Genomic DNA, 25,761 nt, shown 5'->3' on the forward strand with positions numbered 1-25,761 from the left:
GCCGCCGACGACAGGGACAAGCTCCGCGCCGCCCCGGCTAGAAGTGCAGCCCCCGCAGCATCTGCTGCACGGCAACCGCCTCGGCCGACAACTGCGGCTTGCCCGCCTCGCGTGCCCCTGCCGCCGCCGCCGAATCCGGGAACATCCGGAACGTGGTGTTCATCCCGATCTGCGCCACGCGCGGCAGCAGCGCGTGCAGCACCTCGCCGAAGGTCCCCAGCCGGGTCGCGATGCGCACCGGCTTTTCCACGCAGGCCCGCGCCACGAGCTCGGCAGCCTCCTCGGGCGAGAGCGTCGGCACGTTGTTGTAGAGGCTGGTGGGGGCGATCATGGGCGTGCGCACCAGCGGCATGTGGATGGTGGTGAAGGTGATGCCCTGGTCCTGGAACTCGCTGGCGGCGCAGCGCGTCCAGGCGTCGAGCGCCGCCTTCGACGCGACGTAGGCGGAAAAGCGCGGCGCGTTGGTCAGCACGCCGATCGAGCTGATGTTCACCACATGGCCGCCGCGCCGCGCCGCCATCGAGGGCAGCAGCCCCATCGTGATGCGCAGCGCGCCGAAGTAATTGAGCTGCATCGTGCGCTCGAAGTCGTGGAAGCGGTCGTAGCTCGCCTCGATCGCGCGGCGGATCGAGCGGCCCGCGTTGTTGATCAGGAAATCCACGCCGCCATGCTTTTCGAGCAGGAGTTGCACGAGGCGCTCGCAGTCCGCCATGTCGGCCAGGTCCGCCGGATACGCAATGAAGGCGTGGCCGCGCGCCTGCGCCTGCGCGCAGGCTTCGTCCAGCTTGCCCGGGTCGCGCCCGCAGATGATGGTGGTGGCGCCCGCTTCGGCAAACCTGTGGGCCGCGGCCAGGCCGATGCCCGAGGAGCCACCGGTGACCAGCACCACCTTGCCGGCGACGGTGCCGCGCAGCGTGCGGTCCGTGTGCAGTTCCGGGTCGAGGTGGCGTTCCCAGTAATCCCACAGGCGCCACGCATAGTCCTTCAGGTCCGGGCAGGCGATGCCGCTGCCTTTCAGCAAGGCACGGGCCTCGCGATCGTCGAAGCGCGTGGGGTAGTTGACGAACTCCAGGATGTCGTCCGGCAGCCCCAGGTCCTTCATCACCGCAGCGCGGATGCGCCGCAGGGGCGCCAGCGCGAGCAGGCTCTTGCGGATCCCGCGCGGAATGAAACCGAGCAAGGCCGCATTCACGAACAGGCCGATGCGGGGCGCGTGGGCCGCGCGGCTGAAGATGTCCAGCACGTCGCCGACGCGCAAGCCGTGCGGGTCCACCAGGTGGAAGCAGCGGCCGCCGATCGCGTCCTGGTGACTGATGTGGTCCAGCGCGTCGACGACATAGTCCACCGGCACGATGTTGATGCGCCCGCCCTCGATGCCGATCGAAGGCATCCACGGCGGCAGCACCTGCCGCATGCGCTGGATCAACTTGAAGAAGTAGTAGGGTCCGTCGATCTTGTCCATCTCGCCGGTGCGGCTGTCGCCCACCACCATGGCGGGCCGGTACACCGTCCACGGCAGCCCCCAGGCGCCGCGCACGACCTTCTCGCTTTCGTGCTTGGTCAGGAAGTAGGGATGGTCGAAGTTCTCGGCTTCCTCGAACATGTCCTCGCGGAACACGCCTTCGTACAGGCCCGCCGCAGCGATCGAGGACACGTGGTGGAAGTGGCCGGCGGCAATCGCCTGCGCGAATTCCACCGCGTTGCGGGTGCCGTCGACGTTGACCTGCAGCTGCGTTTGCGCATCGGCGCCGAGGTCGTACACGGCGGCCAGGTGGTAGAAGTGCCGCACCACGCCGCGCAGCTGTGCGAGGTCTTCGGCCGCCACGCCCAGGTTCTCCTGCGTGAGGTCGCCGAACACCGGGACGGCGCGCGCGGCGCCGGCGCCCCAGCCTTCGCGCAGCGCTTCCACCTTGGCTGCGCTGTCGGGGCGAACGAGGAAGTGGACCACCGCGCCTTCGCGTTCCAGCAGCTTCTTCACCAGCCGGCGGCCGATGAACCCGGTCGCGCCCGTGACGAAGTAGTGCATGCCTGTCCTCCTTCCGGTTCGTGTCTGCAGGCGATTCTGCATCAGCGACCTGCATGGACGCACCTGCGAACCGGCTCCTCCGTTTAGTGCAGTTCGTCTACAAAAACGCTGCGGCGGAGCTAAAGTAGCTTCGAAGGCACGCAAAGGAGATGCAATGGTCACGAAACTGCGGAAGACCGGCGAAGAGCAGGCCACGGCGCCGGGCGAAGCGTCCGACCTGGCTGGCACGGTGAAGGAATCGGCGCAGCAGATCTGGCTGGCCGGCCTCGGCGCCTTCTCCAAGGCGCAGGCCGAAGGCGGCAAGGTGTTCCAGACCCTGGTCAAGGAAGGCCTCACCATCCAGAAGCGCACCCAGGTCGCGGCCGGCGAGAAACTCACGGACGCGACCAGCCGCATGGCCTCGATGGCCAGCGACCTGTCGAACAAGGCCTCGGGCCAGTGGGACAAGCTGGAAACGATCTTCGAGGAACGCGTGGCGCGCGCACTGAAGAAGCTGGGCGTGCCCACCTCGCGCGAGATCGAGGAGCTGGTGTCGCGCATCGAGGAACTGAATCGCACCGTCGCGGCCCTGGGCGGCGGCCAGGTGGCCGCGCGCAAGGCAGCGCGCAAGTCGGCGGCGCGCACCGAAGCCGTGAAGCGGCCGGTCGCGAAGGCGGTGCGCAAGCGCGCGCCGGGGCGCAAGACCGGCAGCCAGTGACTCCCGCCCGCGCGCCGCGCATCGCGCTCGCGCTCGCCGGGGGCGGCCCGCTGGGCGCGATCTGGGAGATCGGCGCCCTCTGCGCACTGGAGGAGGCCCTCGAGGGCATCGAGCTCACGCGGCTGGATCACTACGTGGGGGTCTCCGCCGGCGGCTTCATCGCGGCGGGCCTGGCCAACGGCATCGCGCCCCGCGCTCTGTGTGCCGCCTTCATCGAGAACCGCGGCGATCCCGGTGACGTGTTCGATCCGGCCTGGCTCACGGTGCCCGCCTGGGGCGAATACCTGCGCCGCGCGGCGCGCCTGCCCTGGCTGGCGGCAACCAGCGCCTGGCGTGCAGCCGTGCGACGCGAGCCGCTGCTGCACGCCCTGGAGCCGCTGGCGGGCGCGCTGCCCGCGGGCCTGTTCTCCTCCGAGGAAATCCATCGTCGGCTGTCGCAGGTGTTCTCGCGCCCGGGCCGCAGCAACCATTTCCGCAGCCTGGGGACCCGGCTCACCCTGGTCGCCACCGAGGTCGAACGGGGGCGCGCCGTGGCCTTCGGCGGCCCCGGCTGGGACCACGTCCCGATCTCGCGTGGGGTGCAGGCCACCTGCGCCCTGCCCGGCCTGTTCCCGCCGGTGGAGATCGAAGGCCGCCTGTTCGTCGACGGCGCGCTGACCAAGACCCTGCATGCCTCGGTGGCGCTGGACGAGGGCGTGGACCTGATGCTGTGCCTCCATCCGCTGGTCCCCTTCGAGCTGCCCGGCACCGTCGCGGCCGGCCTGCCGGCGCTGCTCGGGCAGGCGATCCGCACGATGATCCATTCGCGCCTGGCGCTCGGCATGCGCCACTACGCACAGGCCTATCCGCACACCGACATCGTGCTGCTCGAGCCCGAGCCGCACGACACCGTGCTGCAGCAGGCGCACCCTTTCGGCTACGCGCAGCGCCGCATGCTCGCCGAGCACGCTTACCAGCGCACGCGCAGCTGGCTGCGTGCGCAGGCGCCGCAGCTCGCCGCCGCGCTGGCCAGGCACGGCCTGGGTTTGCGACTGGACGTCCTGCACGATGCCGACCGCCAGCTGGTCGCCCTGACGCCGCCGCGGCGACTGTCGCCCGCCCTCGCCCGGCTGCGCGGCGTGCTCGACATGCTCGACTCCACGCTGCAGCGCGCATGACCGCAGCCAGGAAGAAGGCCCCGCGCCGGACGGCCGAACGCATCCTCGAAGTGACGCTCGAGCTGTTCAACCGTTTCGGCGAACCCAACGTCTCCACCACGCTGATTTCTTCCGAGCTGAACATCAGCCCGGGCAACCTGTACTACCACTACCCGGCGAAAGACGAGCTGATCAACGCCTTGTTCGATCGCTACGAGAAATCGCTCGCCGAGTTGCTGGGCGCCGCCGGCGGCGTGCGCGACGTGGAGGACGCCTGGTTCTTCCTGCACACGCTGTTCGAGCTGATCTGGCAGTACCGTTTCCTGTACCGCGATCTCAACGACCTGCTCTCGCGCAATCGTCGCCTCGAGACCGAATTCCAGACGGTCCTGAAGAACAAGACGCGAGCGATCCGCGCGATGCTAGCTGGCATGAGCCGCTCCGGCGCGATCGAGATCGATTCGCGCCAGGTCGAGGCCACCGCCACCAGCATGGTGGTGTTGCTGGCCTACTGGCTGAGCTTCGAGTACGTCCGCGATCCGCGCCGCGCGCTCGAACCCGAGGGCGCGCAGCAAGCCTTGCTGCGCGGAGCGCACCACGTGCTGCATCTGCTGGTACCCTATCTGGAACCTGCGCAGCGGGAGCACCTGCTGCACCTGGCCGGGGCCTACCAGGCCGGCACCGCACCCGGGAGCTGAGCGCGGGCACGGGAGACAAAAGATGGCCAAGTGGACGGCCTTCCCGCGACTGGGCGAATACCAGTTCGACGCGGCCAGCGTCGCGCGGGAGTGGCATCGCCTCCATGCAGGGGACGCGGAGCCCCTGCCGTCCGATGCACGCGTGCTGCAGGCATGGGTGCTGTTCCACAACGGTGAATTCGAGCACGCCGTGGAGGCGGGGCTGGCCGCCGGGGACACCGGCATCAACGTCGCCAACAAGGCGGCCTGCATCTACGCGAACTACCTGGAGAAGAAGGAAAAGGTGCGGCTGGCCATCTTCCAGGAAGCCGCGCAACGCGCCCACCTGCGCGCGGCGGAGCACCCGGACGATCCCGCCGCGTGGTACTGGCAGGCGTACGCGCTCGGTCGCTACAGCCAGGGCATCAGCGTGGCCAAGGCGCTGGCGCAGGGACTGGGCAGCCGGGTGAAGGAGGCCCTGGAGCGCACGATCGCGCTGCAGCCGCGCCATGCCGACGCGCACATCGCCCTGGGCGCCTTCCACGCCGAAGTGATCGACAAGGTCGGCGGCCTGATCGGCGGCATGACCTATGGCGCGAAGAAGGACACCGGCCTGAAGATGTTCCAGCAGGCGCTGCACCTGCACCCGCGCTCGCCGATCGCACTGATCGAATACGCCAACGGGCTCGTCATGCTGGAGGGCGAGGGCAAGCTGAAGGAAGCGACCCGGCTCTACGAACAGGCCGCGGCCCTGGAGCCCTGCGACGCGATGGAGCGACTGGACGTGGAACTCGCGCGCGCCGAACTGGCGACCTAGGACTACACGCTCGACCATGGGCTGCCGCAACAATCGCGGCCATGGACCCCATGAACATCTTCCAGGCCCTGCTGGTGAGCCATCGCACGCAGCGCGAGCTGTACGCCCGCCTGCTCGCGAGCAAGCCGGCCACCGAGGAGCGGCAGCACGTGTTCGAGGAACTGAAATCGGAACTGGCCGCGCACGAGACCGCCGAGGAACGCTGCTTCTACATCCCGCTGATGCAGCACGACGAATCCGTCGACCTGTCGCGGCACGCCATCGCCGAACACCACGTGATGGACGAAATGATCGAACACCTGGAGCAGGTGGACCCGCACGCGGCGGAATGGCAGGAGTGCTGCCAGAAGCTGTGCGACAAGATCGAGCACCACCTGGACGAGGAAGAACAGAAGTTCTTCCCCCAGGCCGGCGAGGTGCTGAACGACGACCAGAAGCTGCAGCTCGCGAAGGACTACGAGGCGGAATTCACCACGCTGCGGATCAAGCAGGAGGCCTAAGGAAGACAAGGACTTCCAGAACGCAAAAGCCGCAAAGGTTACGCAAAAGCCGCGAAAGGAATATCAAGCTGAAGGATGTTCTTTTGCGGTCTTTGCGTTACTTTCGCGGCTTCTGCGTTCGGCTGTCCGCGTTCGGTATTCCTACCCCTCCTCCCCCCAAGGCAGCATCAGCGTCACCAGCGACAGCTTCGCGAATTCGGGCGCGAAGTGCTCGATGATCGCTTGCGGGTCGGGACACAGCTGCGTGTCGGCCATCACGCCGAACTGCACCTTGCCGCCATAGCTCAGGATCGACACGCCCAGGCCGATGTCGCCCGACTGCGGCACCCAGAACATGATCTGCTCGATGGCGGAGCCCAGGAAGGCCAGCTGGCCGTTCGGCCCCGGGACATTGGTCATCACCGCCGTCGTCTTGCTGCGGAACAGGTCCATGATCGCGTCCTGCGCCGGCTTGATCAACAGGCCCGCCAGCGCCAGCACCGCGAAGGCCAGCAGCGGCTGGCTGCTGCCCTTCAATGCATCCATGCGCTGGCGCACCGCGTAGACGCGCTCGATCGGGTTCTCCACGCCCACCGGCAGGACCAGCGGCGCCAGGCCGAAGTGGTTGCCCAGCGCCTGCGACTGCGCGGGTGGGCGCAGGTTGACCGGCACCATCGCCCGCATCTCCACGCCGGCCACGTCGTCGCCCTGCGATTTCAGGTACTGCGCGATCGCTCCCGCGACGCAGCTCAGGAGCACGTCGTTGATCGAGCAGTTCAACGCCTTGCCGATCGCCTTGACCTCCGCCAGCGGCAGCGGCGGGCACCAGGCCACGCGCTTGCTGCCCGCGGGCCGGCCCTTGAGCCGCGTGGGCGAATCGTCCGGCATCAGCAGCAGTGCCGCCGCGTCGGCAACGAGCTGCCACGCGTCGTGCGCGAGATCGAGCGAACCCTTCACGCCGCGGGTGGGCTGCTGCAGCAGCGCCAGCGAGCGCGCCGCGCCGTCGCCCGCGGCTTCGAACATCCGGAGCACCAGGCCGGCGAACGGCTTGAACAGCGTCTCGCTCAGCCACTCCGGCGCCTCGTTGCCGCCCCCGTGCGCGCGGTTCGCCGGCGGCGGCTCCCCGCCATCCACGAGCGAGAGCGTCACGCGGATCAGGGCGATGCCGTCGGCGATGCAGTGGTGGATGCGAAAGATCAGCGCGCTGCCGCCCTCGTAGTTCTCCACCAGGTGGATCTGCCACAGGGGCCGGCCGGGGTCCAGGGGCTGCATCGCGAGTTCGCCGATGCGCTGCTGCAAGGCGACCTGGGCGCCGCCCTTCGTGCGGGCCAGCTTCTCGCGCACCACGTGCTGCGCGATGTCGACGTCGTGGTCCACCCAGCGCGGGGCACCCGCGTGCTCCTCGACGCGCTGGCGGAAGCGGTCGTAGGGCAGCAGCCTTTCCTCGACGCGGCGGCACAGCGCGCCCCAGCGGATCCCCGGGCGCAGCGTCCACACGCCCAGGATCATCATCAGGTTGCTGGCCGAATCCATGCGCAGCCACGCGGTATCGACCTTGGACATGCTCTCGCCGGCCAGCTCCATCGCCTCTCCTCGTTGTCCGCCGCTTAAGATAACCGGATTCAACCCAGGGAGCATCCATGGCCGATCTGAACGCGGACTTCGAAGCCGCCGTCGCGAATTCCAGGAAACTGTCCCAGCGTCCGGACAACGCCACGCTGCTGAAGATCTACGGCTTGTACAAGCAGGCCACGGCGGGCGACAACACCGAGAAGAAGCCGGGCTTCGGCGACATGGTGGGCCGGGCGAAATGGGACGCGTGGGCGGCCTGCAAGGGGACCTCGAGCGAGGATGCCAAGCAGCAGTACGTGGACCTGATCAACTCGCTGAGTTGATTCCCGTCATCCCCGCGCAGGCGGGGACCCAGGGAACGCGCGCAGCGCGTCGCTTCGAAAGCCCTGGATTCCCGCCTCCGCGGGAATGACGGCTACTCGCCTCCGCGGGAATGACGGGAAGCGCTTCGGCGCCCCCCGACGGGCTCCCCTACTTCGCCTTCTTCGCCGGCGCCGCCTTGGACTTGGCCACCGGCCGGGTCGCCGGCTTGGGCGCCTCGTGGTGCGGCTTGGCGTGCTTGGGCGCGTGCTTCGCCGCGTGCCGGCCTTCGTGCTTCGCCAGCCCCTGCTCGAAGGCATGCAGCGGATCGGCGTGGGCGAGCAGCTGGTCGAGGTTCTTCACGATCTCGGTTTCGATCCTGTGCTTGAACACGCCCAGCAACAGGCCCAGGCGCGCATCCAGTTGGAAGCGCTCCGCCCCCACCTTCAGCTCGCCGTGCGCGCCGGGACGGCGAAAGCGCACCACGTCGGCGCTGTCGCCCTCGACGTAGGTGCAATCCATGTCCAGCTTCTTCTCCGCGACCTCGGCCCAGCGGAACGCGAGCTTGCGCGCCGCTTCGAGGCCGAGCGCGTGCTCGCGGACGATGTGGATGTCAGCCAACCGAGATCTCCTTGAGTTTGCGGTGCCGTTCTTCCTTGGGCAGCCTGGCCAGCTGCCGGGCGGCATCATAGAACCGTTGCCAGTCGTCGCCGTTCGCATGGAACAGCGCCTCGAGCCCGGGCACCAGTTCGTCGTAGGCGGCCTGGGCACCGAAGAACGCGTTGTTCGCCTCGCGCACCCAGCGGTCGTAGCCGCGCCAGCGCGCCGCATCGAAGCCGGAGCGCGCCTTCATGGCCTCGTAGTCGGCGCGGAACTGCTCCATGATCCGCCGCTTGCCGTCGGCCTTGGCGTCGGGCGACAGGCCCGGCGTTTCGTACAGCGCCTTCAGCCGCTCGCGCACCGTGCGCGAGAGCTCGCGGAACATGCGGCGCCGCGCATCGAAGTCCGCGTATTCCTGGCGCGCCTGTTCCGTCGCGTGCGTCTGCAGCCAGCGCGCGCCGCCCAGGCGCTCGACGGCCGTGGCGAAGGACTCGTTGAAGGTCGTGTCATTCTTCGCGTAGACCACCTGGTGCGCCAGCTCGTGGAAGATCAGGCGGGCCAGTTCGCCCTCCGGATAGTTCACGAAGGTGTTGAGCAGCGGGTCGCCGCCGGCCCAGTTCATGTAGCCCAGCGTGGAATAGGCCGTCACCGGATAGACGTTGACCTCGTAGCCCTGTTGCGAGAGCTCCGCGGCTTCCGCCCGCGCCTTGCCTTCGTCGTAGTAGCCGCGGTAGCCGATGCAGCCGGTGATCGGGAAGCACCAGGTCTTCAGGTCCAGCGAATAGATCGGCGCGGCCGTCACGTTGAAGATCGCAGCGCTTCGATGCAGGTCGGCGTAGCGCGTGTAGCTCGGGTTGTCCGGCAGCTTCAGCTCGCGACTGGCGTATTGGCGGATGCGCTGCGACAGCAGCAGCCTCTCGCGCAGCCGCGGCGCAAGTTGCGGCTCCGTCACGAGTTCCTCGACCGGCTGCGCCGCCCCCATGATCTTCAGGTGGCCGGTGACCGACTGCCAGTAGTAGCCCAGGTTCGCACAACCGGAGAGGCACAGCGTCGCCGCCACCGCCACCCCCGCCACTGCCGCAACGCCCATCAGGAGTGCCTTCTTCCTCACGCCGGCCGGACTTCGACCAGGCAGTCGTAGAACACGGGCGCGCGGCCCATGTCGGTGAGCTTCTGGCTGGTGAGCTGGTTGACGTTGGTCCCGGCCAGGCCCGCCTTGCGCCACCAGATGCCCAGCCCGTTGACCACCCCCGGGCGCGCCCGCGGCGAGACGCGGACCTTGCAGACGTATTCGCCCCGGTCGTTGAACACGCACACCACCTGCGCATCCTGGATGCCGCGCGCGGCCGCGTCGCTGGCGTGCATCTCCAGGATCGGCTCGCCCTCGATGTCGCGCAGGCTTTGCACGTTGACGAAGGTGGAGTTGAGGAAATTGCGCGCCGGCGGCGAGATCATGGCCAGCGGGTAGTGCGCGGAGCTGCCCGGCACCTCGTGATTCGGCACGTGGTCCGGCAGGCCGTCGAGGCCCTGGCGCGCCAGCCGCTCGCTGAAGAATTCGCAGCGGCCCGAGGGCGAGGGGAAGCGGCCTTCGGCAAAGGGCGCATCCGGCACGCGCAGGCTGGCGAAGCCTTGCTGCAGCAGCACGTCGAAATCGACCTGGTCCCCGAAGGCGAGCCGGCACAGGCTCTCGTCGCTCTCGCGGAACAGCGGATCGTCGAAGCCCATGCGCGCCGCCAGGTCGCGGAACACCTGCGTATTGGTCCGGGCCTCGCCGAGCGGCGCGATCGCCGGCCGGTTCAGCAGCACGTCGGTGTGGCCGTAGGACGCATGGATGTCCCAGTGTTCGAGCTGCGTGGTGGCGGGCAGCAGGTAGTCTGCGTAGTCGGCGGTGTCGGTGCGGAACTGCTCGATCACGACGGTGAACAGGTCCTCGCGCGCGAAGCCGCGCACCACCCGGCCCGATTCGGGCGCCACCGCGACCGGGTTGCTGTTGTAGACCACCACCGCGTCGATGCGCGGGCCGAACTGCGCCGAGCCGGCGTGCAGCAGCGCATCGCCGATCTGCACCATGTTGATGGTGCGCGGCGTGCGGCCCGCCAGCAGGTCCGGCCGCTGCAGCGCCGCCCGGTCCGCGGGATAGAAGCCGCCGCTGGAAAGCAGCACGCCGCCGGCACGATGGCGCCAGGCGCCGGTCAATGCCGGCAGGCAGGCCACGGCGCGCACCGCGTTGCCGCCGCCACGCACGCGCTGCATGCCGTAGTTCAGGCGGATGGCCGCCGGCTGCGTCGTGCCGTAGGCGCGCGCCAGGTCGCGGATCTGCTGCGCCGGAACGCCGCAGACGGCGGCGGTGCGCTCCGGGCTCCAGCGCTGGGCCCGCTCGCGCAGCGCCTCGAAGCCCACGGTGTGGCTGGCGATGTACTCGTGGTCCAGCCAGTCGTTGGCAATCAGCTCGTGCATCAGCGCGAGCGCCAGCGCGGCATCGGTGCCGGGCAGCAGCTGCACGTGTTCGTGGCACTTCTCGGCGGTCTCGCTGCGGCGCGGGTCGATGCAGACCAGCCTGGCGCCGTTGCGCTTCGCCTCCTGCGCCAGGCGCCAGAAATGCAGGTTGCTGGCGATCGAGTTGCTGCCCCACACGAGGATCAGCTTGGCCTCGGCGAAGAACTCCACCTTCATGCCGACCTTGCCGCCCAGCGTGTACGTGAGCGCCTCCGCCCCGGCCGACGCGCAGATGGTGCGATCGAGCAGCGAGGCGCCGAGCTGGTGGAAGAAGCGCCCCGCCATGCTCTCGCCCTGCACCAGGCCCATCGTGCCGCAGTAGCTGTAGGGGAGGATGGCCTGCGGGTCGCGCGCCGCGATCGCTTTCAGCCGCGCGGCGATGTCGGCTAGCGCCGTGTCCCAGGCCACCCGCTCGAAGCGGCCGGAGCCCTTGGGCCCCACCCTGCGCATCGGCTGCAGCAGTCGTTCGGGGTGGTAGGTGCGCTCCGGGTAGTGGGAGACCTTGTTGCACAGCACGCCCGCGGTCGCCGCGTGCTCCGGGTTGCCCTGGACGCGGAGTGCCACGCCGTCCTGCACGGTGGTGATCAGCGCGCAGGTATCCGGGCAGTCGTGGGGGCAGGCGCCCCGGACCTGCCGGGCCGGAACGGGAACGGGCGAGGAAGCATCCATGGGGTCGATTTTCGTGCACTGCGTCACGGCGTGCCGCCGGCGCGCGACACGCACCGCGAGGTTTTAGGGAAATGCATTAGCGATTCACGCCCCAGGGACAGTCGTTCGGCAGGCGCTGGCCGGGAGAATCGGGGAATGCTCAACCGTCGTACTTTCCACCGCACCCTGGCCGGCGCGGCGGCCCTGGTCGTGGCGCCCGGCCTGCGCGCGCAGGCCGATCGCATCCTGCTGGCCCAGTCCGCCCCCTTCACCGGCCCGGCCGCCCAACTCGGGATCCAGTTCCACCAGGGCGCCAGGCTCGTGTTCGAGCAGGTCAACGCCCATGGCGGCGCCAACCGCCGCCCCATCGAGCTGGTCCGCCTGGACGACGGCTACGAGCCCGATCGCTGCGTCGAGAACACGAAGAAGCTGCTGGGCGACGACCCGCTCGCCCTGTTCGGCTACATCGGCACGCCGACCAGCCTGGCCGCCCTGCCGCTGGCCACCGCGGCCAAGGCGCCCTTCTTCGCGCCCTTCACCGGGGCGATGGGCCTGCGCCAGCCCTTCAACCGCTACGCCTTCCACCTGCGCGCCTCGTACAACGACGAGACGGCGCTGATCGTCCGGCAGCTCACCTCGCTGGGCCTGAACCGGATCGCCGTCTTCTGGCAGAACGATGCCTACGGCAAGGCCGGCCTGGACGGCGTGGAACTGGCCCTGGGGGCGCAGAACCTCAAGCCCGTGGCGCAGGCCACCGTGGAACGCAACTCCGTCAACGTGGCGCAGGCGGTGAAGACGCTGGTGGCCGCCAAGCCGGATGCCGTGGTGCAGATCAGCGCGTACAAGTCCTGCGCCGCCTTCATCCGCGCGGCGCGGGCGGCGGGCTACGGCGGCACCTTCTACAACGTGTCCTTCGTGGGCACGCAGGCGCTCGCCGACGAACTCGGCAAGGACGGCGCGGGCGTGGTCGTCTCGCAGGTGATGCCCTCGCCCTACACCACGACGAAGGCGATCGTGCGCGAGTTCCTCGAAGCGGTGAAGAAGGGCGGCGCCGACTACCAGGCCAACTTCTCCAGCATGGAGGGCTACCTCGCCGCGCGGGTGTTCGTGGAAGGCTTGAAACGGGGCCCCGCGCGACCCACGCGCGAGGGCCTGATCGCCGGCCTCGAGGCGATCGGCAGCGAGAACTTCGGCGGCTTCAACATCAGCTTCTCCCCCACCGACCACGTCGCCTCGAAGTTCGTGGAGCTGTCGATGCTCACGGGGGACGGGCGGGTGCGGACGTAGGAGTCGGAAGCCGGACAGCCGGACGCAGAGGGCGCAAAGGGTACGCAGAGGACGCAAAAAATAACAAAGGAAAGGAACGACGAGGAGAACAGGTGTCCCTCTTCTACCCTTTGTCCTTTTCTCCTGAACCTTTTGCGTCCTCTGCGTACCCTTCCCGACCTCTGCGTCCGTATTGTTTTTTCCTGAAGCAGCGCGAGGCATTTACCCCAGCGAACGCACCTGCGCCAGCCCCTCCATGAAGGCCTGGCAGCGCAGCAACTGCTCCAGCGTCACGTATTCGTCCGGCTGGTGCGCCTGCACGATGCTCCCGGGCCCGCAGACCACGGTGCGGATGCCGGCGTTCTTGAACAGGCCGGCCTCGGTGCCGAAGGCCACCAGCGTCGTGCGATCCTCGCCGGCCAGCCGCAGCGCCAGCCGCGTCACCGGCTCGTCGGCGGAGCCCAGGAAGCTGGGGATCTCGCAGATCGTCTCGAAGCGGAAGCCCGTCTCCGGCGCCACCTTGCGCATGGCGGGTTCCAGCGAGCGGGCATACGCCACCACCTGCTCCTGCATCCCGCGCGCGTCCGCCGTGGGCAGGTCGCGGAACTCGTAGCGGAATTCGGCGTCGCGCGGCACCACGTTGTCGGCGATACCGCCGTGGAACTGGCCGACGCTGGCGGTGGAGAAGGGCACGTCGAAGCCGGCATACGGCGGCTCCTCGCGCTCGAAGGCCTCCGCCATGTCGCGCACCCGCCCGACCACGCGCGCCGCCATCTCGATCGCGTTGACCGACTGCGGCGTGAGCGAGGAATGCGCCTCCTTGCCGCGCACGCAGCAGCGGTAGCGGTAGACGCCCTTGTGCGCGATGGCGGGCACCATGCTGGTCGGCTCCCCCACGATGCAGGCCAGCGGCGCGACGCCGGCTTCGCGCAGGTCGGCGATCAGCTCGCGCACGCCGAAGCAGCCCACCTCCTCGTCGTAGCTGAAGGCCAGGTGGATCGCGAACGGCAGGTCCGCTTCGAGGAACAGCGGCGCATGCGCCACGGCCGTGGCGATGAAGCCCTTCATGTCCGCCGAGCCGCGGCCGTAGAGGCGGCCGTCGCGCACCACGCCGCCCAGCGGGTCCACCGACCAGTCCTGCCCGTCCCAGGGCACGGTGTCGGTGTGGCCGGACAGGATCAGCCCGGCGGGCTTGCCTTCGCCCAAGGTGGCGAAGAGGTTGGCCTTGGTGCGCTCGGCGTTCCAGCTCAGCCGGCTTGGGACGCCCAGGCGCGCCAGCTCGTCGCGGATGCAGTGGATGAGCGCCAGGTTGGAGTTGGCGCTCACGGTGTTGAAGCCGACCAAGGTGCGCGCGAACTCCAGGGCGCGCGGTGTCGCGGAGGGAACAGGCATGCGCCGCATTGTCCCGGATATCCCGCATGCAAGCGGCGCGCCAGCCGGCTAGACTCGTTTTCCCATCCCGCAGTCAGTCGCCATGAAGCTCCTGGATTCCATCGTCACCCAAGCCGCCTCGATGGTGGCCGTGCGCCACGACCTGCACGCCCATCCCGAACTCTCGTTCCAGGAGACGCGCACTTCCGACCTGGTGGCGCAGCGCCTCACCGAATGGGGCATCCCGATCCACCGCGGTCTCGGCAAGACCGGAGTGGTCGGTACCATCCGCAAGGGCACGTCGACGCGCACCATCGGCCTGCGCGCCGACATGGACGCCCTGCCCGTGCCGGAGGCCAACACCTTCCCGCATGCGAGCCGCAACCCCGGCAAGATGCACGCCTGCGGCCACGACGGCCACACGACGATGCTGCTGGCCGCCGCGCGCCACCTGGCGCAGCACGGCAACTTCGACGGCACCGTGTACGTGATCTTCCAGCCCGCCGAAGAAAAGGGGGCCGGCGCGCAGGAGATGATCCGCGACGGCCTGTTCGAGCGCTTCCCGATGGAAGCCGTGTTCGGCATGCACAACTGGCCGGGCGCCGCGGCCGGCAAGTTCGCCGTGAGTCCCGGGCCGGTGATGGCGTCGACCAACGAGTTCAGGATCGTCATCCGCGGCAAGGGCAGCCACGGCGCCATGCCCAACCTCGGCATCGACCCGGTGCCGATCGCCTGCGAGATGGTGCAGGCCTTCCAGACCATCATCAGCCGCAACCGCAAGCCGATCGACCCCGGCGTGATCTCCGTGACCATGATCCACGCCGGCGAGGCGACCAACGTGGTGCCCGACGTCTGCGAGCTGCAGGGCACCGTGCGCACCTTCACCATCGAGGTGCTGGACCTGATCGAGCGGCGCATGCGCCAGGTGGCGCAGCACGTGTGCGCGGCGCACGAGGCGCAGTGCGAATTCGAATTCGTGCGCAACTACCCGCCCACCGTCAACTCGCCGCGCGAGGCCGAATTCGCCCGCAGGGTGATGGCCTCCATCGTCGGCGAGGACAACCTCCTGGTGCAGGAACCCACCATGGGCGCGGAGGACTTCGCGTACATGCTGCAGGCCAGGCCCGGCGCCTACGCCTTCCTCTACAACGGCGACGGCAGCCATCGCGCCGCCGGCCACGGCATGGGACCCTGCACCCTGCACAACCCGAGCTACGACTTCAACGACGAACTGATCCCGCTGGGCGCGACCTACTGGGTGCGGCTGGCGGAGGAGTGGCTGGCGAAGGCGGCGGCATGAAGGACGCCTTCGCGAACAGCTATGCCGAGGCACGGCAGAAGTTCCTGGCCGCGGCGGCGCAGGCCGGCCTGCCCGTGGAAGCCAAGCTGCATCCGGAACCCGGCCTGCACGGCGAGCCGCTGGCCATGGACGTGGCGCGCGACGGCCACCCCGATGCCGCGCGGCTCCTGATCCTCACCAGCGCCTGCCATGGCGTCGAAGGTTTCTGCGGCAGCGGCGTGCAGGTGGCCGCCCTGCGCGACGCCGAACTGCGCCGGCGGGCCGCCGAAGCGGGCGTCGCCCTCCTGTACGTGCACGCGCTCAATCCCTACGGCTTCTCGCACGTGGGCCGCACGACGCACGAGAACGTCGACCTGAACCGCAATTTCCACGACTTCGCGCAGCCGCTGCCCGTGAACGAGCCCTACCGCGAGCTGCACGAGATCCTGGTGCCGGCCACCTGGCCGCCCGGCCCGGACAACCAGCGCGCGATCGGCCAGTACGTCGCCGAACGCGGCGTCGCCTACTACCAGGCCGTGATGTCGCGCGGCCAGTACGAGTATCCCGACGGCCTCTTCTACGGCGGCGTGGCGCCGTGCTGGAGCAACCTCGCCCTGCGCGAAGTGCTGCGCACGCACGGCCGGCGCGCGGGCCGCATCGCGTGGATCGACATCCACACCGGGCTGGGCCCGAGCGGCGTCGGCGAGCGCATCCTGGCCGCGCGCGACGACGAGGCGTGCAAGGCGCGCGCGGGGGCGTGGTGGAGCGGCGGCGGCCGCACGCCGGTGACCTCGATCTATGACGGCTCGTCGACGTCGGCCTTCCTCACCGGACTGATGTTCGGCGCGGCGTACGACGAGTGCCCGCAGGCGGAGTACACCGGCATTGCGCTGGAGTACGGCACCGTGCCGGTGCTGGAGACCTTCCAGGCGCTGCGGGCGGAGCAGTGGCTGCGCCGGCACCCGGAGGCATCCCAGGCGCAGAAGGATGCGATCCGGCGGCAGGTGTTCGAGGCGTTCTATACGGACACGGATGCCTGGCGCGAGCAGGTGGTGGCGCAGGCGCGCGAGGCGTTGCTGCAGGCGGTGGAGGGTCTGGGCGCTTAGAACGCTGGGGTTCACGGGCTTCGCCGTTCACCGCCAGCCTACAAGAGGCCGCGCCATTCAGCGCCAGCGGGTTTCCGTAGGCTGGCGGTGAGCCGCGAAGCGCGAACCCCAGCGCTTACAAAGCCGCCGCGCGCGTACTCGCAATCACCAGCAACCCATCGAAGATCAGGCTCTCCACCAGCTCGAAGTGCTCCAGCATGTGCGGCGCCATCTTCCAGCCCGCGCCGCCCGTCATGTAGCAGGCCGGCTCGCTGCCGCAGCGGCGGCGCACGTGCTGCACCATGCGCTCGATCGCGCCGGCGATGGCGAAGGTGCCGCCGCTGGTGAGCGCGTCGCTGGTGTTGGTCGGGAACTCGCGCACGTCGCCGGTGGGCACGTGCAGGCCCGCCGTGCCGCTTTCCAGGGCGCGCAGCATGATGCCGTGCCCCGGCACGATGAAGCCGCCAAGGAAGCGCCCGTGCGGGTCGACCGCTTCCACGGTGACGGCGGTGCCCACCATCACGACCACCATCGGCCGCGCCGGGCCGGCCGCCAGCATGCGATGGCGCGCGCCGATCATGGCCACCCAGCGGTCCGCGCCCAGGCGCGTCGGGTGGTCGTAGCCGTTGATCACCCCCGCCTCGGCGGCGCTCGCCACCACCCAGTGCGCGGGCGCGACCCACAGTTCCTCCATCTGCTCCTCGACGCGGCGCTTCACCGCGTCGGCGGCCACGCAGCACCCGAGCATGCGTTCCGGCGGGCTGAGCCGCGACCATTCGCCGTCGGACAGCTTGTCGATGTTCTCCAGGAATTCGGCGCCGCCGGCGATGGGCTGCGCGCCCTGGTGCGCGTGCGGGTAGACCGCCCATTTCAGGCGCGTGTTGCCGATGTCGACCGCGAGGAAGGTCATGCGAGGATGAGTTGGTTCGCGACTATAAACCCGGACCTAGAGCGCACCGAGCCAGCACGCCCGCTGGATCGCCGCCAGCTTGTTGTCCACCCGCAGCTTGTTCATGGCATTGGCCAGGTGGTAGTTGACCGTGCGCTCGGAGCACTGCAGCGTCTGCGCGGTCTCGCGGGCCGTGAGGCCGCGGAACGCCAGTTCCAGGCATTCGAGCTCGCGCGGGCTGAGCATGGAGCGTGCACTGGCGATCGAGCGTTTCACCAGCGGCCAGATGTTCAGGGCCGACCACGCCATGAGCGCCGCCTCGGCGCGGTCGGTCAGCTCGCGCGGGCTGAACATGAAACATTCGAAGGCGCGGCCTGCGGGCAGGGAGAATTCGACCCGCACCATGGTCTGGTAGCCGTGCGCCAGCCAGAGCAGGCGCCAGCGGCTGGCGCGCTGCGGGTCCGATTTGGCGATGGTCTGCCAGGCCACCAGCGGCGCGTCGGAGTCGCGCCAGCGGGCGCCGAAGTCGCTGCTTTCGGCCAGGGCGTTGGCCGCTTCGGCCACGAGGGGCGGGTGCGCGGCGACCACCTGGCGGTCGTCACTGCCGCCGAAAGGGTCGGGCCCGAGCACGACCACGGCCTCGACGGAGAATTCCCGCAGCGCCGCCACCCAGTCGCTGAGGATCCCATCGAGGCCGACACTGTCAAAGTTAGCAGGGATCCCCATGGGTCTTGGTTGGTGGCACCGCCGGGCTGTGACAATAGCATCAACCGACCATCATCCATGAACGAGGACCTGCACCGGCCCAGCTTCAGCCCGACGCCCGCGCGCGCAGTGTTCGACAACCTGCGCTATCGCCTGCGGAAGTGGGCGACCGCGGAGGTGCTGGCCCCCATTGCGGATTCGATCCTGCATCCGTCGCACTGGCGCATCCGCGCCCTGGGCTTCTGCACCCTGGTGGGACATCCGCTGTTCTACGGGATCTGGGCGTTCTGGCTGCCCCAGCCTTATGAGAACCTTTGGTTGCGCCTGCTGATGGCCGTGGGCGGCGCCGCCCTGCTGGCGATCGCGATGATGACCCACTCCCCGCCCAGTCGCGCCGCCGGCATCGCGCTATCGGGGATCTTCTGGCTCACGCTGCCCTGGTTCTTCACCTGGATGTATTTCTGCAACAGCGGCAATGCGGTCTGGCTGGCCAGCATGGCCGCCATGCTCCTGATCTACTACCAGCTCACCGACTGGCGCCTGGCCACCGTGGGCGCTGCCGGCGGCGTGCTCCTGGCGTGGCTGGCGTTCGCCAACTTCGGCCCCAGCGTGCCGCCCGTACCCTCCGATGCGGCCAACACGGTGGTGCTCGCCTTCTGCTGGTTCATGAGCATCATCCTGGGCGTGTCCACCTCCAACGTGCGGCGCGAGCAGCTCAATTCGACGCTGGACACCATGGGCATCATGGCGCACGAGCTGCGCACGCCGCTGGCCACCATGCAGCTGATCGGCGAGGCGCTGCGCAACGAGGCGCCGGCGCATCCCGGCGAAGCCGGCGAGCGGCTCGAGCAGCTCGCCCAGCGCGTGCACAACCTGGTGCGCAACATGAACCACCAGATCGACATGCAGATGACCAATGCGCGCCTGATGCGGCTGGCCGCGCATGCCGAACGCCTCTCGGCGGCCGAACTGGTGCAGCGGGCGATCACCAACTATCCGTTCCGCAGCTCGCGCGAGCGCCAGTGCGTGGTGATCCGCGTCTACGGCGACTTCCACTTCGTCGGCTCGGAGCGCCTGTTCCTGCAGGTGATCGACAATCTGACCAAGAACGCGCTGCGCTCCCTCGCGGCGGCCTTTTCGGCCACTCGGCCGGGCGACCTGCTGATCGAGATCGGCGCCCATGGCGCGCGGGGCCGCATCGTCTTCACCGACAATGGCGTCGGCATGGAACCCGAATTGCAGGCGCGCATCTTCCAACCCTTCTTCTCCACGGACCGCGGGACGGGCCACGGCCTCGGCCTGGCCTTCTGCCAGCGCGTGGTCCAGGCCGCGCAAGGCACGATCCGCGTGAAGTCCGCCCGCCACCACGGCGCGGTCTTCACGGTCGAACTGCCGGTGGCGTAGCACAATGCCGCAGGCACCAACCCATCCATGACCTTTCCCCTGTTCCACCGCCCCGGCACCGTCGTCTTCCTGGATGACGATCCAGACTACCTGGAGATGCTGGCACTGGTGCTGCCCCGGCAGTGGCACCTGAAGCTGTTCCTGCGGCCGACGGACTGCATCGCCCACCTGCTGCAGGAACCGCCCTTCTGGGAAGCGGACGCATGGAACCAGCAGCAGCTGATCGCACTGTGGCGCGAAGGCAAGCCGCTGATCCCGCAGATCCTCGCCTACTGGTCGCGCTACACCGAGCGCTACGCGCTCTCGCGCGTCTGCGTGGTGGACTTCTCGATGCCGGGCATGGACGGCCTGCAGGTGCTGTCCGAGCTGGGCGACTGGCCGGGCGCGCGCGTGCTGCTCACGGGCCAGGCCGACGAGCAGGTCGCCGTGCGGGCCTTCAACCGCGGGCTGATCGACCAGTTCATCGCCAAGCAGACGCAGGACATCTCGCGCCGCCTGATCGAGGCCGTGGAGCACCTGCTGTTCACGTCGCACTCGCGGCACGCCCAGATCTGGCGCACCACGCTCACCCAGGAACAGAGCGCACTGCTGCGCGCACCCGGCGTCGACGGCTGGCTGGCCAGCTTCTGCGCCAAGAACTGGGTCGAGCACGTGGCGATCGGCGCCCCGTTCGGCGTGCTGGGCATGGATGCCGCCGGCAAGATCGGCTGGCTCCAGCTCGAAACGCCCCAGGGCCTGCCGGCGCTGGCCGAACTGGCGGAGGTGGCGGGCGTGCCCGCAGCCGGCGTCGAGGACATCCGCAAGGGCCTGCGCCTGGCCGACATCGAGCTGCGCCAGGCGCTTTCCTCGGGCCAGTCGCCGGCCCTGGTCAATGCCTTCCCGATCGGCGAGGGCGGCGCCCTGCTCGGCGCCGTGTTCCCGGTCGACGCGCCCAACGGCCCGGACCCGGACAACAGCTACAGCCGCTGGCTGGCCCGGCAACCGCGGCGGCACGTGCAGGACTAGAGCCTGGCCAACCACCCCCTGTCATTTCTGACAGGGGCTTGTGACGAGCTGTGACGATATCACCACAACGGGTGACAACCACCGGCCTATAGGGGGCCGGCGGAGCCTCGGCTCAGCTCAATTGGCCGTGGCAGTGCTTGTACTTCTTGCCGCTGCCGCAGGGGCACGGGTCGTTGCGGCCCACCCGCGGGACGGCAGCGGCCATGGCGCCGGCCATCGGCCGGCGCTGGGCGGCCTGCGCGGTGGCGGTGTCCAGCGTGCTTTCCACCTCGCCGGTGTCGGTGGGCCCGGTGTAGGTGACGTTGGCGACGCGCTCGGCGCGCTGCTCCATCTCCTCGGCGGCTTCCTCGATCTGCTCGCTGGACTGCACCTTCACCGTGGTGAGGACCCGCGTCACCTGGTTCTTGACCGCGTCGAGCATCTGCCCGAACAGCTCGAAGGCCTCGCGCTTGTATTCCTGCTTGGGCTGCTTCTGCGCGTAGCCGCGCAGGTGGATGCCCTGGCGCAGGTAGTCCAGCGCCGCGAGGTGCTCGCGCCAGTGCGAGTCGATGCTTTGCAGCAGCACCATGCGCTCGAACTGGGTGAAGTTCTCCTCGCCGACCATGTCGACCTTGGCCTTGAAGGCCTTGTGCGCCTCGGCGACCACGCGCTCGACGATGTCCTCGTCGGTGATCGCGGTGGCGGCCTCCACCTCCTGGCGCAGCGGCACGACGATGTTCCACTCGTCGGAGAGCACCTTCTCGAGGCCGGCCAGGTCCCATTGCTCCTCCACCGATTCCGGCGGCACGAACTGGTGCACCAGGTCCGTGAAGCAGCCTTCGCGCAGCGAGGCGATCTGCGCCGACAGGTCCTTCGCGTCGAGGATGTCGTTGCGCTGCTGGTAGATCACCTTGCGCTGGTCGTTGGCGACGTCGTCGTATTCCAGCAGCTGCTTGCGCACGTCGAAGTTGCGGCCTTCGACCTTGCGCTGCGCGCTCTCGATCGAGCGCGTGACGATGCCGGCCTCGATCGCCTCGCCTTCCGGCATCTTCAGGCGGTCCATGATCGCGCGCACGCGGTCGCCCGCGAAGATGCGCATCAGCGGATCGTCCAGCGACAGGTAGAAGCGCGAGGAGCCCGGGTCGCCCTGGCGGCCGGAGCGGCCGCGCAGCTGGTTGTCGATGCGGCGCGACTCGTGGCGCTCGGTGGCGATGATGCGCAGGCCGCCCAGCCCCACGACCCTCTCGTGGTCCTGCTGCCATTGCGCGCGCAGTTCGGTCGCGCGCTGCTGCTTGGTGGCCGGGTCGATCGCCTCGTCGGCCTCCATGGCCTCGATCGCCTTCTCCACGTTGCCGCCCAGCACGATGTCGGTGCCGCGGCCCGCCATGTTGGTGGCAATCGTGATCATCTTCGGCCGGCCGGCCTGCGCCACGATGTCCGCCTCGCGCGCGTGCTGCTTGGCGTTGAGCACCTGGTGCGGCAGGTCGTGCTGCTGCAGCAGGTTGGAGATCAGTTCCGAGTTCTCGATCGAGGTCGTGCCCACCAGCACCGGCTGGCCGCGCTCGAAGCATTCGCGGATGTCCTCGATCGCCGCGTCGTACTTTTCCTTGGTGGTCTTGTAGACGCGATCGAGCTGGTCGTCGCGGCGGCTCGGCTTGTTGGGCGGGATCACCACGGTCTCGAGGCCGTAGATCTCCTGGAATTCGTAGGCTTCGGTGTCGGCCGTGCCCGTCATGCCGGCCAGCTTGCCGTACAGGCGGAAGTAGTTCTGGAAGGTGATCGAGGCGAGCGTCTGGTTCTCGGCCTGGATCTCCACGCCTTCCTTGGCCTCCACCGCCTGGTGCAGGCCGTCGCTCCAGCGGCGGCCCTGCATCAGGCGGCCGGTGAACTCGTCGACGATGATGATCTCGCCGTTCTGCACCACGTAGTGCTGGTCGCGGTGGTACAGGTGGTTGGCCCGCAGCGCCGCGTTCAGGTGGTGCATCAGCGCGATGTTGGCCGGGTCGTACAGCGTCGCGCCCTCGGCGATCAGGCCCAGGTTGGCCAGCACCTTCTCGGCCCGCTCGTGGCCCTGCTCGGTGAGGAACACCTGGTGCGTCTTCTCGTCCACCGTGAAGTCGCCCGGCTTGGTCACGCCCTCGCCGGTGCGCGGATCGGCCTCGCCTTCCTGCTTCGTCAGCAGGGGCACGACCTTGTTCATCGTGATGTACAGCTCGGTGTGGTCCTCGGCCTGGCCGCTGATGATCAGCGGCGTGCGCGCCTCGTCGATCAGGATCGAGTCCACCTCGTCGACGATCGCGTAGTTCAGGTGGCGCTGCACGCGGTCCCCGGTCTCGTAGACCATGTTGTCGCGCAGGTAGTCGAAGCCGTACTCGTTGTTGGTGCCGTACGTGATGTCGGACCCGTAGGCGGCCTGCTTCTGGTCCTTGGGCATCTGCGGCAGGTTCACGCCGACCGACATGCCCAGGAAGTTGTACAGCTTGCCCATCCAGAGGGCGTCGCGATTGGCCAGGTAGTCGTTGACCGTCACGACGTGCACGCCCTTGCCGCTGAGGGCATTGAGGTACACGGGCAGCGTGGCGGTGAGCGTCTTGCCCTCGCCGGTGCGCATCTCGGCGATCTTGCCCTGGTGCAGCGCGATGCCGCCCATCAGCTGGACGTCGAAGTGGCGCATCTTCATGATGCGCTTGGAGCCCTCGCGCACGACGGCGAAGGCTTCGGGCAGCAGGTCGTCGAGGGACTCCCCCTTTTCCACGCGCTCGCGGAATTCCTGGGTCTTGGCGCGCAACTGCTCGTCGGAGAGCTTCTCGAGCGGGGGCTCGAGCGCATTGATTTGCTCCACGGTACGGCGGTACTGCTTGAGCAGGCGGTCGTTGCGGGAGCCGAAGATCTTGGTCAGGAAAGTGGTGGCCATGGGCGCGGTGGAGGTCACGGTGCACCTTGCGGCGCGCCGGACGGCGCAGTCCTTTTCGTTTCAGCAGGTGGAGGCGCCGCGCGCCCGAACAAGGCCAGCGCGGCAGCCAAAGCCCCGGATTTTAGCTTTTCGGCAGTCTCCCTGAGCCGTCCTTCACACGCCGGCGTTCCGTCATTCCCGCGGAGGCCCTGCCGTCATTCCCGCGGAGGCGGGAATCCAGGGCTTCCGGATGCGAAAAGCCCCGCTCAGCGGGGCTTTTCCGACTCCCGCCCGTGCGGGGGAACCCTTCCTCAATGGCTCGCCGCCGCCAGCTGCTCATTGCCCCGCGCCGCCGCCAGGAACTTGTGCGGATCCTGCGGCACGCCCTGCACCAGCACCTCGAAATGCAGGTGGGGGCCCGTCGAGCGCCCGGTGGTGCCCACCAGGGCCAGGCGCTGGCCGCGCTTGACCAGGTCGCCCTTCTTCACCAGCAGCTTCGAGGAGTGGGCATAGCGGGTGACGAGGTTGTTGCCGTGGTCCACTTCGACCATGTTGCCGTACGCCGGGTGCAGTTCGGCCGTGACCACCACGCCGCCCGCGGCCGCGAGGATCGGCGTGCCGATGCCGCCCTGGAAGTCCAGGCCCGTGTGCAGCGCCTGGCGCCCGGTGAACGGATCGATGCGCCAGCCGAAACGCGAGCCGACCCCATGCCCCGGCAGCGGCTGCTGGGTGGGGATCATCATCGTCTTGAGGCGCTGATCGAGCAGGCGCGACTCCATGACGGTGAGCAGGTCGGTCCGCTCGCCGGTGAGTTGCTCCAGGTCGTTCAGCGTGGCCTGCAGTTCCTCCAGCGTGAGCGGCCGGCCCTCGACCAGCGCGCCGCCGCGGCCGCCGGCCAGCTTCAGGTCGTTGGGATTGACGCCCGCCAGGCCCGAGACGCGCTCGCTGAGCGCCTCCACCTGCAGCATGCGGGCCTGCATCTGTCCCAGGCGCTTCGCCATCGCATCGATGTTCTCGCGCATGAAGCGGTCACGCTGCTCGAATTCGTCCTGCACCATCAGCCGCACCACGCTGCCGATCACCGGCCAGCCTTCGCGGGCGCCCTTGAGGAACACCCAGTGGTACAGGCCGGCCGCCATCAGCATCAGCGCGAGCGATGCGGCGACGAAGGCCAGGACCATCTTCGTTCCGCTCAGGTGGACCGCGCGACTCTTCGCCAGCCACCCATCCGTGATAATCAAATGCACTTGTTTCCCCTCCTCCACTTGTCATGAACCGCCGCCACCACCCGGTGCACGTGCACCAGGCCGCCGAGGAAGCGCCGACCTTGGCGCGACTCGCGCAGCTGGCGCGCGAATCCGGCGAACGCCTGAAGGCGATCCAGCCGTGCATCCCTGCACCGCTGCGCGCCTCCGTGCGCCCCGGCCCCATCGACGGGACCACCTGGTGCCTGCTGGTGGACAGCAGCGCCGCTGCCGCGAAGCTCCGGCAGTTGTTGCCTGTTCTTCAATCGCGGCTCAACAGCAGCGGATGGCAGGTTACCGCGATCCGGCTGAAGCTCGGAAGCCACAAGGCGTAACCGGGCGCCCGCTTGTCCTGCGTCAAGAGCCGGTTGTCCGGAGGGCGGGGAAAGTGCACGAAACGAGCGCGTGGTGGCGGGCGTGCGATGGCAGAAAAGTGTTGTCGCGGAAAGCGCATCGCAGGCAGTGGCCTCCGGACCGGACCAGGACGGGTCCCTGTCCGCCTCAGCGACTGTCCTCCGGCGCGGGTGAGCCGCGTGGCCCGTGCTGATGTTGCGCCCGCGCCTCCCCCTTTATGTCGCCGAGTCGGACAGGGACCCGTCCTGGTCCTGCAACGTGCCGGTGGGAGACGGCTGCCCCCTGGGACGCTCGAAGGCGCAGCGCCTGCCGCGACAGACCCCGCCCTCCGAAGAGGGCTCCCAAACGATCGGCGACGAACAAACGGAAAGGGCTGCATGACTGCAGCCCTTCGAGCAAGAAAAACAGCGCCGCCGATTACAGGCTGCGCTCGCCGGACGGGATCTTGCCCAGGCGCAGCGCATCGATGGCCTGCGCGCGCACCGATTGCGTCTGCAGGTCGGACCGCAGCGGCGCAAGCACGCGCGAACCGGCCGGTTCCTGGCTGCGCGTCAGCGGCACCCGCGCGGCTTCGGCAGCGACTTCCGCGCGCGTGCGGCTGCCGTCGATGCGCAGCGCGAACTGGGAACCATCGGCTTCGTCGGCTTGCGCGATGCCGGAGGCGGCAGCAGCGATGGCGGCGAGGGCAGTGGCGGCAAACAGGAGCTTGGCGTTCATGACGGACCTTTCGAACAGTGAGCAGGGGACAGGGTTCGCCGGCCGCCGCGGAGGGCCTTTTCTCCTCCGCGTCAACCGTGCTCTCACTGTAGGCAGGCCTCTTTAGGTGAGCCTGAGCGCTT

23 protein-coding genes are annotated in these 25,761 nt (G+C 68.9%); 12 read left to right on the forward strand and 11 right to left on the reverse strand.

Going from position 1 to position 25,761, the window contains the following annotated elements; genetic code table 11:
* Positions 1–37: 37 nt before the first annotated feature.
* Positions 38–2,026 carry an SDR family oxidoreductase gene (locus tag JI746_RS01925; RefSeq protein ID WP_201687084.1) on the reverse strand — a complete coding sequence of 663 codons (1,989 nt, stop codon included), beginning with the start codon at positions 2,024–2,026 and terminating at the stop codon, positions 38–40.
* Between the two features lie 154 nt (positions 2,027–2,180).
* Here JI746_RS01925 and JI746_RS01930 point away from each other — a divergent pair, with 154 nt between their 5' ends.
* The 5 genes from JI746_RS01930 to JI746_RS01950 are packed head-to-tail and all read left to right on the forward strand — an operon-like array spanning position 2,181 to position 5,853.
* Complete coding sequence (locus JI746_RS01930) at positions 2,181–2,723, forward strand: phasin family protein (protein ID WP_201687085.1); 543 nt, start codon at positions 2,181–2,183, stop codon at positions 2,721–2,723.
* Positions 2,720–3,880: a patatin-like phospholipase family protein gene (locus tag JI746_RS01935; RefSeq protein WP_201687086.1), complete on the forward strand. Its 1,161-nt coding sequence runs from the start codon at positions 2,720–2,722 to the stop codon at positions 3,878–3,880. Before JI746_RS01930 ends, JI746_RS01935 begins: the two co-directional genes overlap by 4 nt.
* A complete protein-coding gene (locus JI746_RS01940; RefSeq protein WP_201687087.1) occupies positions 3,877–4,557 on the forward strand; it encodes a TetR/AcrR family transcriptional regulator in 681 nt (226 codons plus the stop codon). Before JI746_RS01935 ends, JI746_RS01940 begins: the two co-directional genes overlap by 4 nt.
* Positions 4,558–4,579: 22 nt before the next feature.
* On the forward strand, positions 4,580–5,353 hold the full coding sequence (locus JI746_RS01945) for a tetratricopeptide repeat protein (RefSeq protein ID WP_201687088.1): 774 nt from the start codon (positions 4,580–4,582) through the stop codon (positions 5,351–5,353).
* Between the two features lie 41 nt (positions 5,354–5,394).
* A complete protein-coding gene (locus JI746_RS01950; protein WP_330892878.1) occupies positions 5,395–5,853 on the forward strand; it encodes a hemerythrin domain-containing protein in 459 nt (152 codons plus the stop codon).
* A gap of 141 nt (positions 5,854–5,994) precedes the next feature.
* On the opposite strand, the gene JI746_RS01955 is transcribed toward JI746_RS01950, so the two are convergent.
* Positions 5,995–7,416, reverse strand: a complete 1,422-nt coding sequence (locus tag JI746_RS01955; protein WP_236599479.1) for a wax ester/triacylglycerol synthase family O-acyltransferase — start codon at positions 7,414–7,416, stop codon at positions 5,995–5,997.
* A 56-nt stretch (positions 7,417–7,472) separates the two neighbouring features.
* On the opposite strand from JI746_RS01955, the gene JI746_RS01960 reads away from it, so the two are divergent.
* On the forward strand, positions 7,473–7,727 hold the full coding sequence (locus JI746_RS01960) for an acyl-CoA-binding protein (protein ID WP_201687089.1): 255 nt from the start codon (positions 7,473–7,475) through the stop codon (positions 7,725–7,727).
* 148 nt (positions 7,728–7,875) lie between these two features.
* On the opposite strand, the gene JI746_RS01965 is transcribed toward JI746_RS01960, so the two are convergent.
* Genes JI746_RS01965 through JI746_RS01975 form a run of 3 tightly spaced genes read right to left on the reverse strand, consistent with a single transcriptional unit; the run spans position 7,876 to position 11,469 of the window.
* On the reverse strand, positions 7,876–8,325 hold the full coding sequence (locus JI746_RS01965) for a polyhydroxyalkanoic acid system family protein (RefSeq protein WP_201687090.1): 450 nt from the start codon (positions 8,323–8,325) through the stop codon (positions 7,876–7,878).
* Complete coding sequence (locus tag JI746_RS01970; protein WP_201687091.1) at positions 8,318–9,394, reverse strand: aminopeptidase; 1,077 nt, start codon at positions 9,392–9,394, stop codon at positions 8,318–8,320. Before JI746_RS01970 ends, JI746_RS01965 begins: the two co-directional genes overlap by 8 nt.
* 17 nt (positions 9,395–9,411) lie before the next feature.
* Complete coding sequence (locus JI746_RS01975; RefSeq protein ID WP_201687092.1) at positions 9,412–11,469, reverse strand: molybdopterin-containing oxidoreductase family protein; 2,058 nt, start codon at positions 11,467–11,469, stop codon at positions 9,412–9,414.
* Positions 11,470–11,604: 135 nt separating this feature from the next.
* Here JI746_RS01975 and JI746_RS01980 point away from each other — a divergent pair, with 135 nt between their 5' ends.
* The gene (locus JI746_RS01980; RefSeq protein ID WP_201687093.1) at positions 11,605–12,735 is read left to right on the forward strand and encodes an ABC transporter substrate-binding protein; all 1,131 of its coding nucleotides are present in this window, start codon (positions 11,605–11,607) and stop codon (positions 12,733–12,735) included.
* A 201-nt stretch (positions 12,736–12,936) separates the two neighbouring features.
* Here JI746_RS01980 and argE read toward each other — a convergent pair whose 3' ends face one another.
* On the reverse strand, positions 12,937–14,106 hold the full coding sequence (gene argE / locus JI746_RS01985; protein ID WP_201687094.1) for an acetylornithine deacetylase: 1,170 nt from the start codon (positions 14,104–14,106) through the stop codon (positions 12,937–12,939).
* Between the two features lie 82 nt (positions 14,107–14,188).
* Between argE and JI746_RS01990 the strand changes: the two genes are divergently transcribed.
* Positions 14,189–15,385, forward strand: coding sequence for a M20 aminoacylase family protein (locus JI746_RS01990; RefSeq protein WP_201687095.1), 1,197 nt, complete (start codon positions 14,189–14,191; stop codon positions 15,383–15,385).
* Positions 15,382–16,470 (forward strand): M14 family metallopeptidase, encoded by a 1,089-nt coding sequence (locus tag JI746_RS01995; RefSeq protein WP_201687096.1) that lies wholly within the window; start codon positions 15,382–15,384, stop codon positions 16,468–16,470. Before JI746_RS01990 ends, JI746_RS01995 begins: the two co-directional genes overlap by 4 nt.
* Before the next feature lie 115 nt (positions 16,471–16,585).
* Here the strand turns inward: JI746_RS01995 and JI746_RS02000 are convergent, their stop codons facing one another.
* Positions 16,586–17,359, reverse strand: a complete 774-nt coding sequence (locus JI746_RS02000) for a type III pantothenate kinase (RefSeq protein WP_201687097.1) — start codon at positions 17,357–17,359, stop codon at positions 16,586–16,588.
* A 36-nt stretch (positions 17,360–17,395) separates the two neighbouring features.
* Positions 17,396–18,064 (reverse strand): helix-turn-helix transcriptional regulator, encoded by a 669-nt coding sequence (locus tag JI746_RS02005; protein WP_201687098.1) that lies wholly within the window; start codon positions 18,062–18,064, stop codon positions 17,396–17,398.
* A gap of 57 nt (positions 18,065–18,121) precedes the next feature.
* Here JI746_RS02005 and JI746_RS02010 point away from each other — a divergent pair, with 57 nt between their 5' ends.
* Positions 18,122–19,447, forward strand: a complete 1,326-nt coding sequence (locus JI746_RS02010) for a sensor histidine kinase (protein WP_201687099.1) — start codon at positions 18,122–18,124, stop codon at positions 19,445–19,447.
* Between the two features lie 27 nt (positions 19,448–19,474).
* The gene (locus JI746_RS02015; RefSeq protein WP_201687100.1) at positions 19,475–20,452 is read left to right on the forward strand and encodes a response regulator; all 978 of its coding nucleotides are present in this window, start codon (positions 19,475–19,477) and stop codon (positions 20,450–20,452) included.
* 112 nt (positions 20,453–20,564) lie between these two features.
* On the opposite strand, the gene secA is transcribed toward JI746_RS02015, so the two are convergent.
* Entirely contained in the window at positions 20,565–23,345 is a 2,781-nt protein-coding gene (gene secA, locus JI746_RS02020; protein WP_201687101.1) for a preprotein translocase subunit SecA, read from the reverse strand.
* A 290-nt stretch (positions 23,346–23,635) separates the two neighbouring features.
* The gene (locus tag JI746_RS02025) at positions 23,636–24,571 is read right to left on the reverse strand and encodes a M23 family metallopeptidase (protein WP_201687102.1); all 936 of its coding nucleotides are present in this window, start codon (positions 24,569–24,571) and stop codon (positions 23,636–23,638) included.
* 23 nt (positions 24,572–24,594) lie between these two features.
* Here JI746_RS02025 and JI746_RS02030 point away from each other — a divergent pair, with 23 nt between their 5' ends.
* Positions 24,595–24,903, forward strand: coding sequence for a DciA family protein (locus JI746_RS02030; protein WP_201687103.1), 309 nt, complete (start codon positions 24,595–24,597; stop codon positions 24,901–24,903).
* Positions 24,904–25,339: 436 nt separating this feature from the next.
* On the opposite strand, the gene JI746_RS02035 is transcribed toward JI746_RS02030, so the two are convergent.
* A complete protein-coding gene (locus JI746_RS02035) occupies positions 25,340–25,639 on the reverse strand; it encodes a DUF4148 domain-containing protein (protein WP_201687104.1) in 300 nt (99 codons plus the stop codon).
* Positions 25,640–25,761: the final 122 nt, after the last annotated feature.

Source organism: Ramlibacter alkalitolerans (assembly GCF_016722765.1).
Taxonomy (GTDB): domain Bacteria; phylum Pseudomonadota; class Gammaproteobacteria; order Burkholderiales; family Burkholderiaceae_C; genus Ramlibacter; species Ramlibacter alkalitolerans.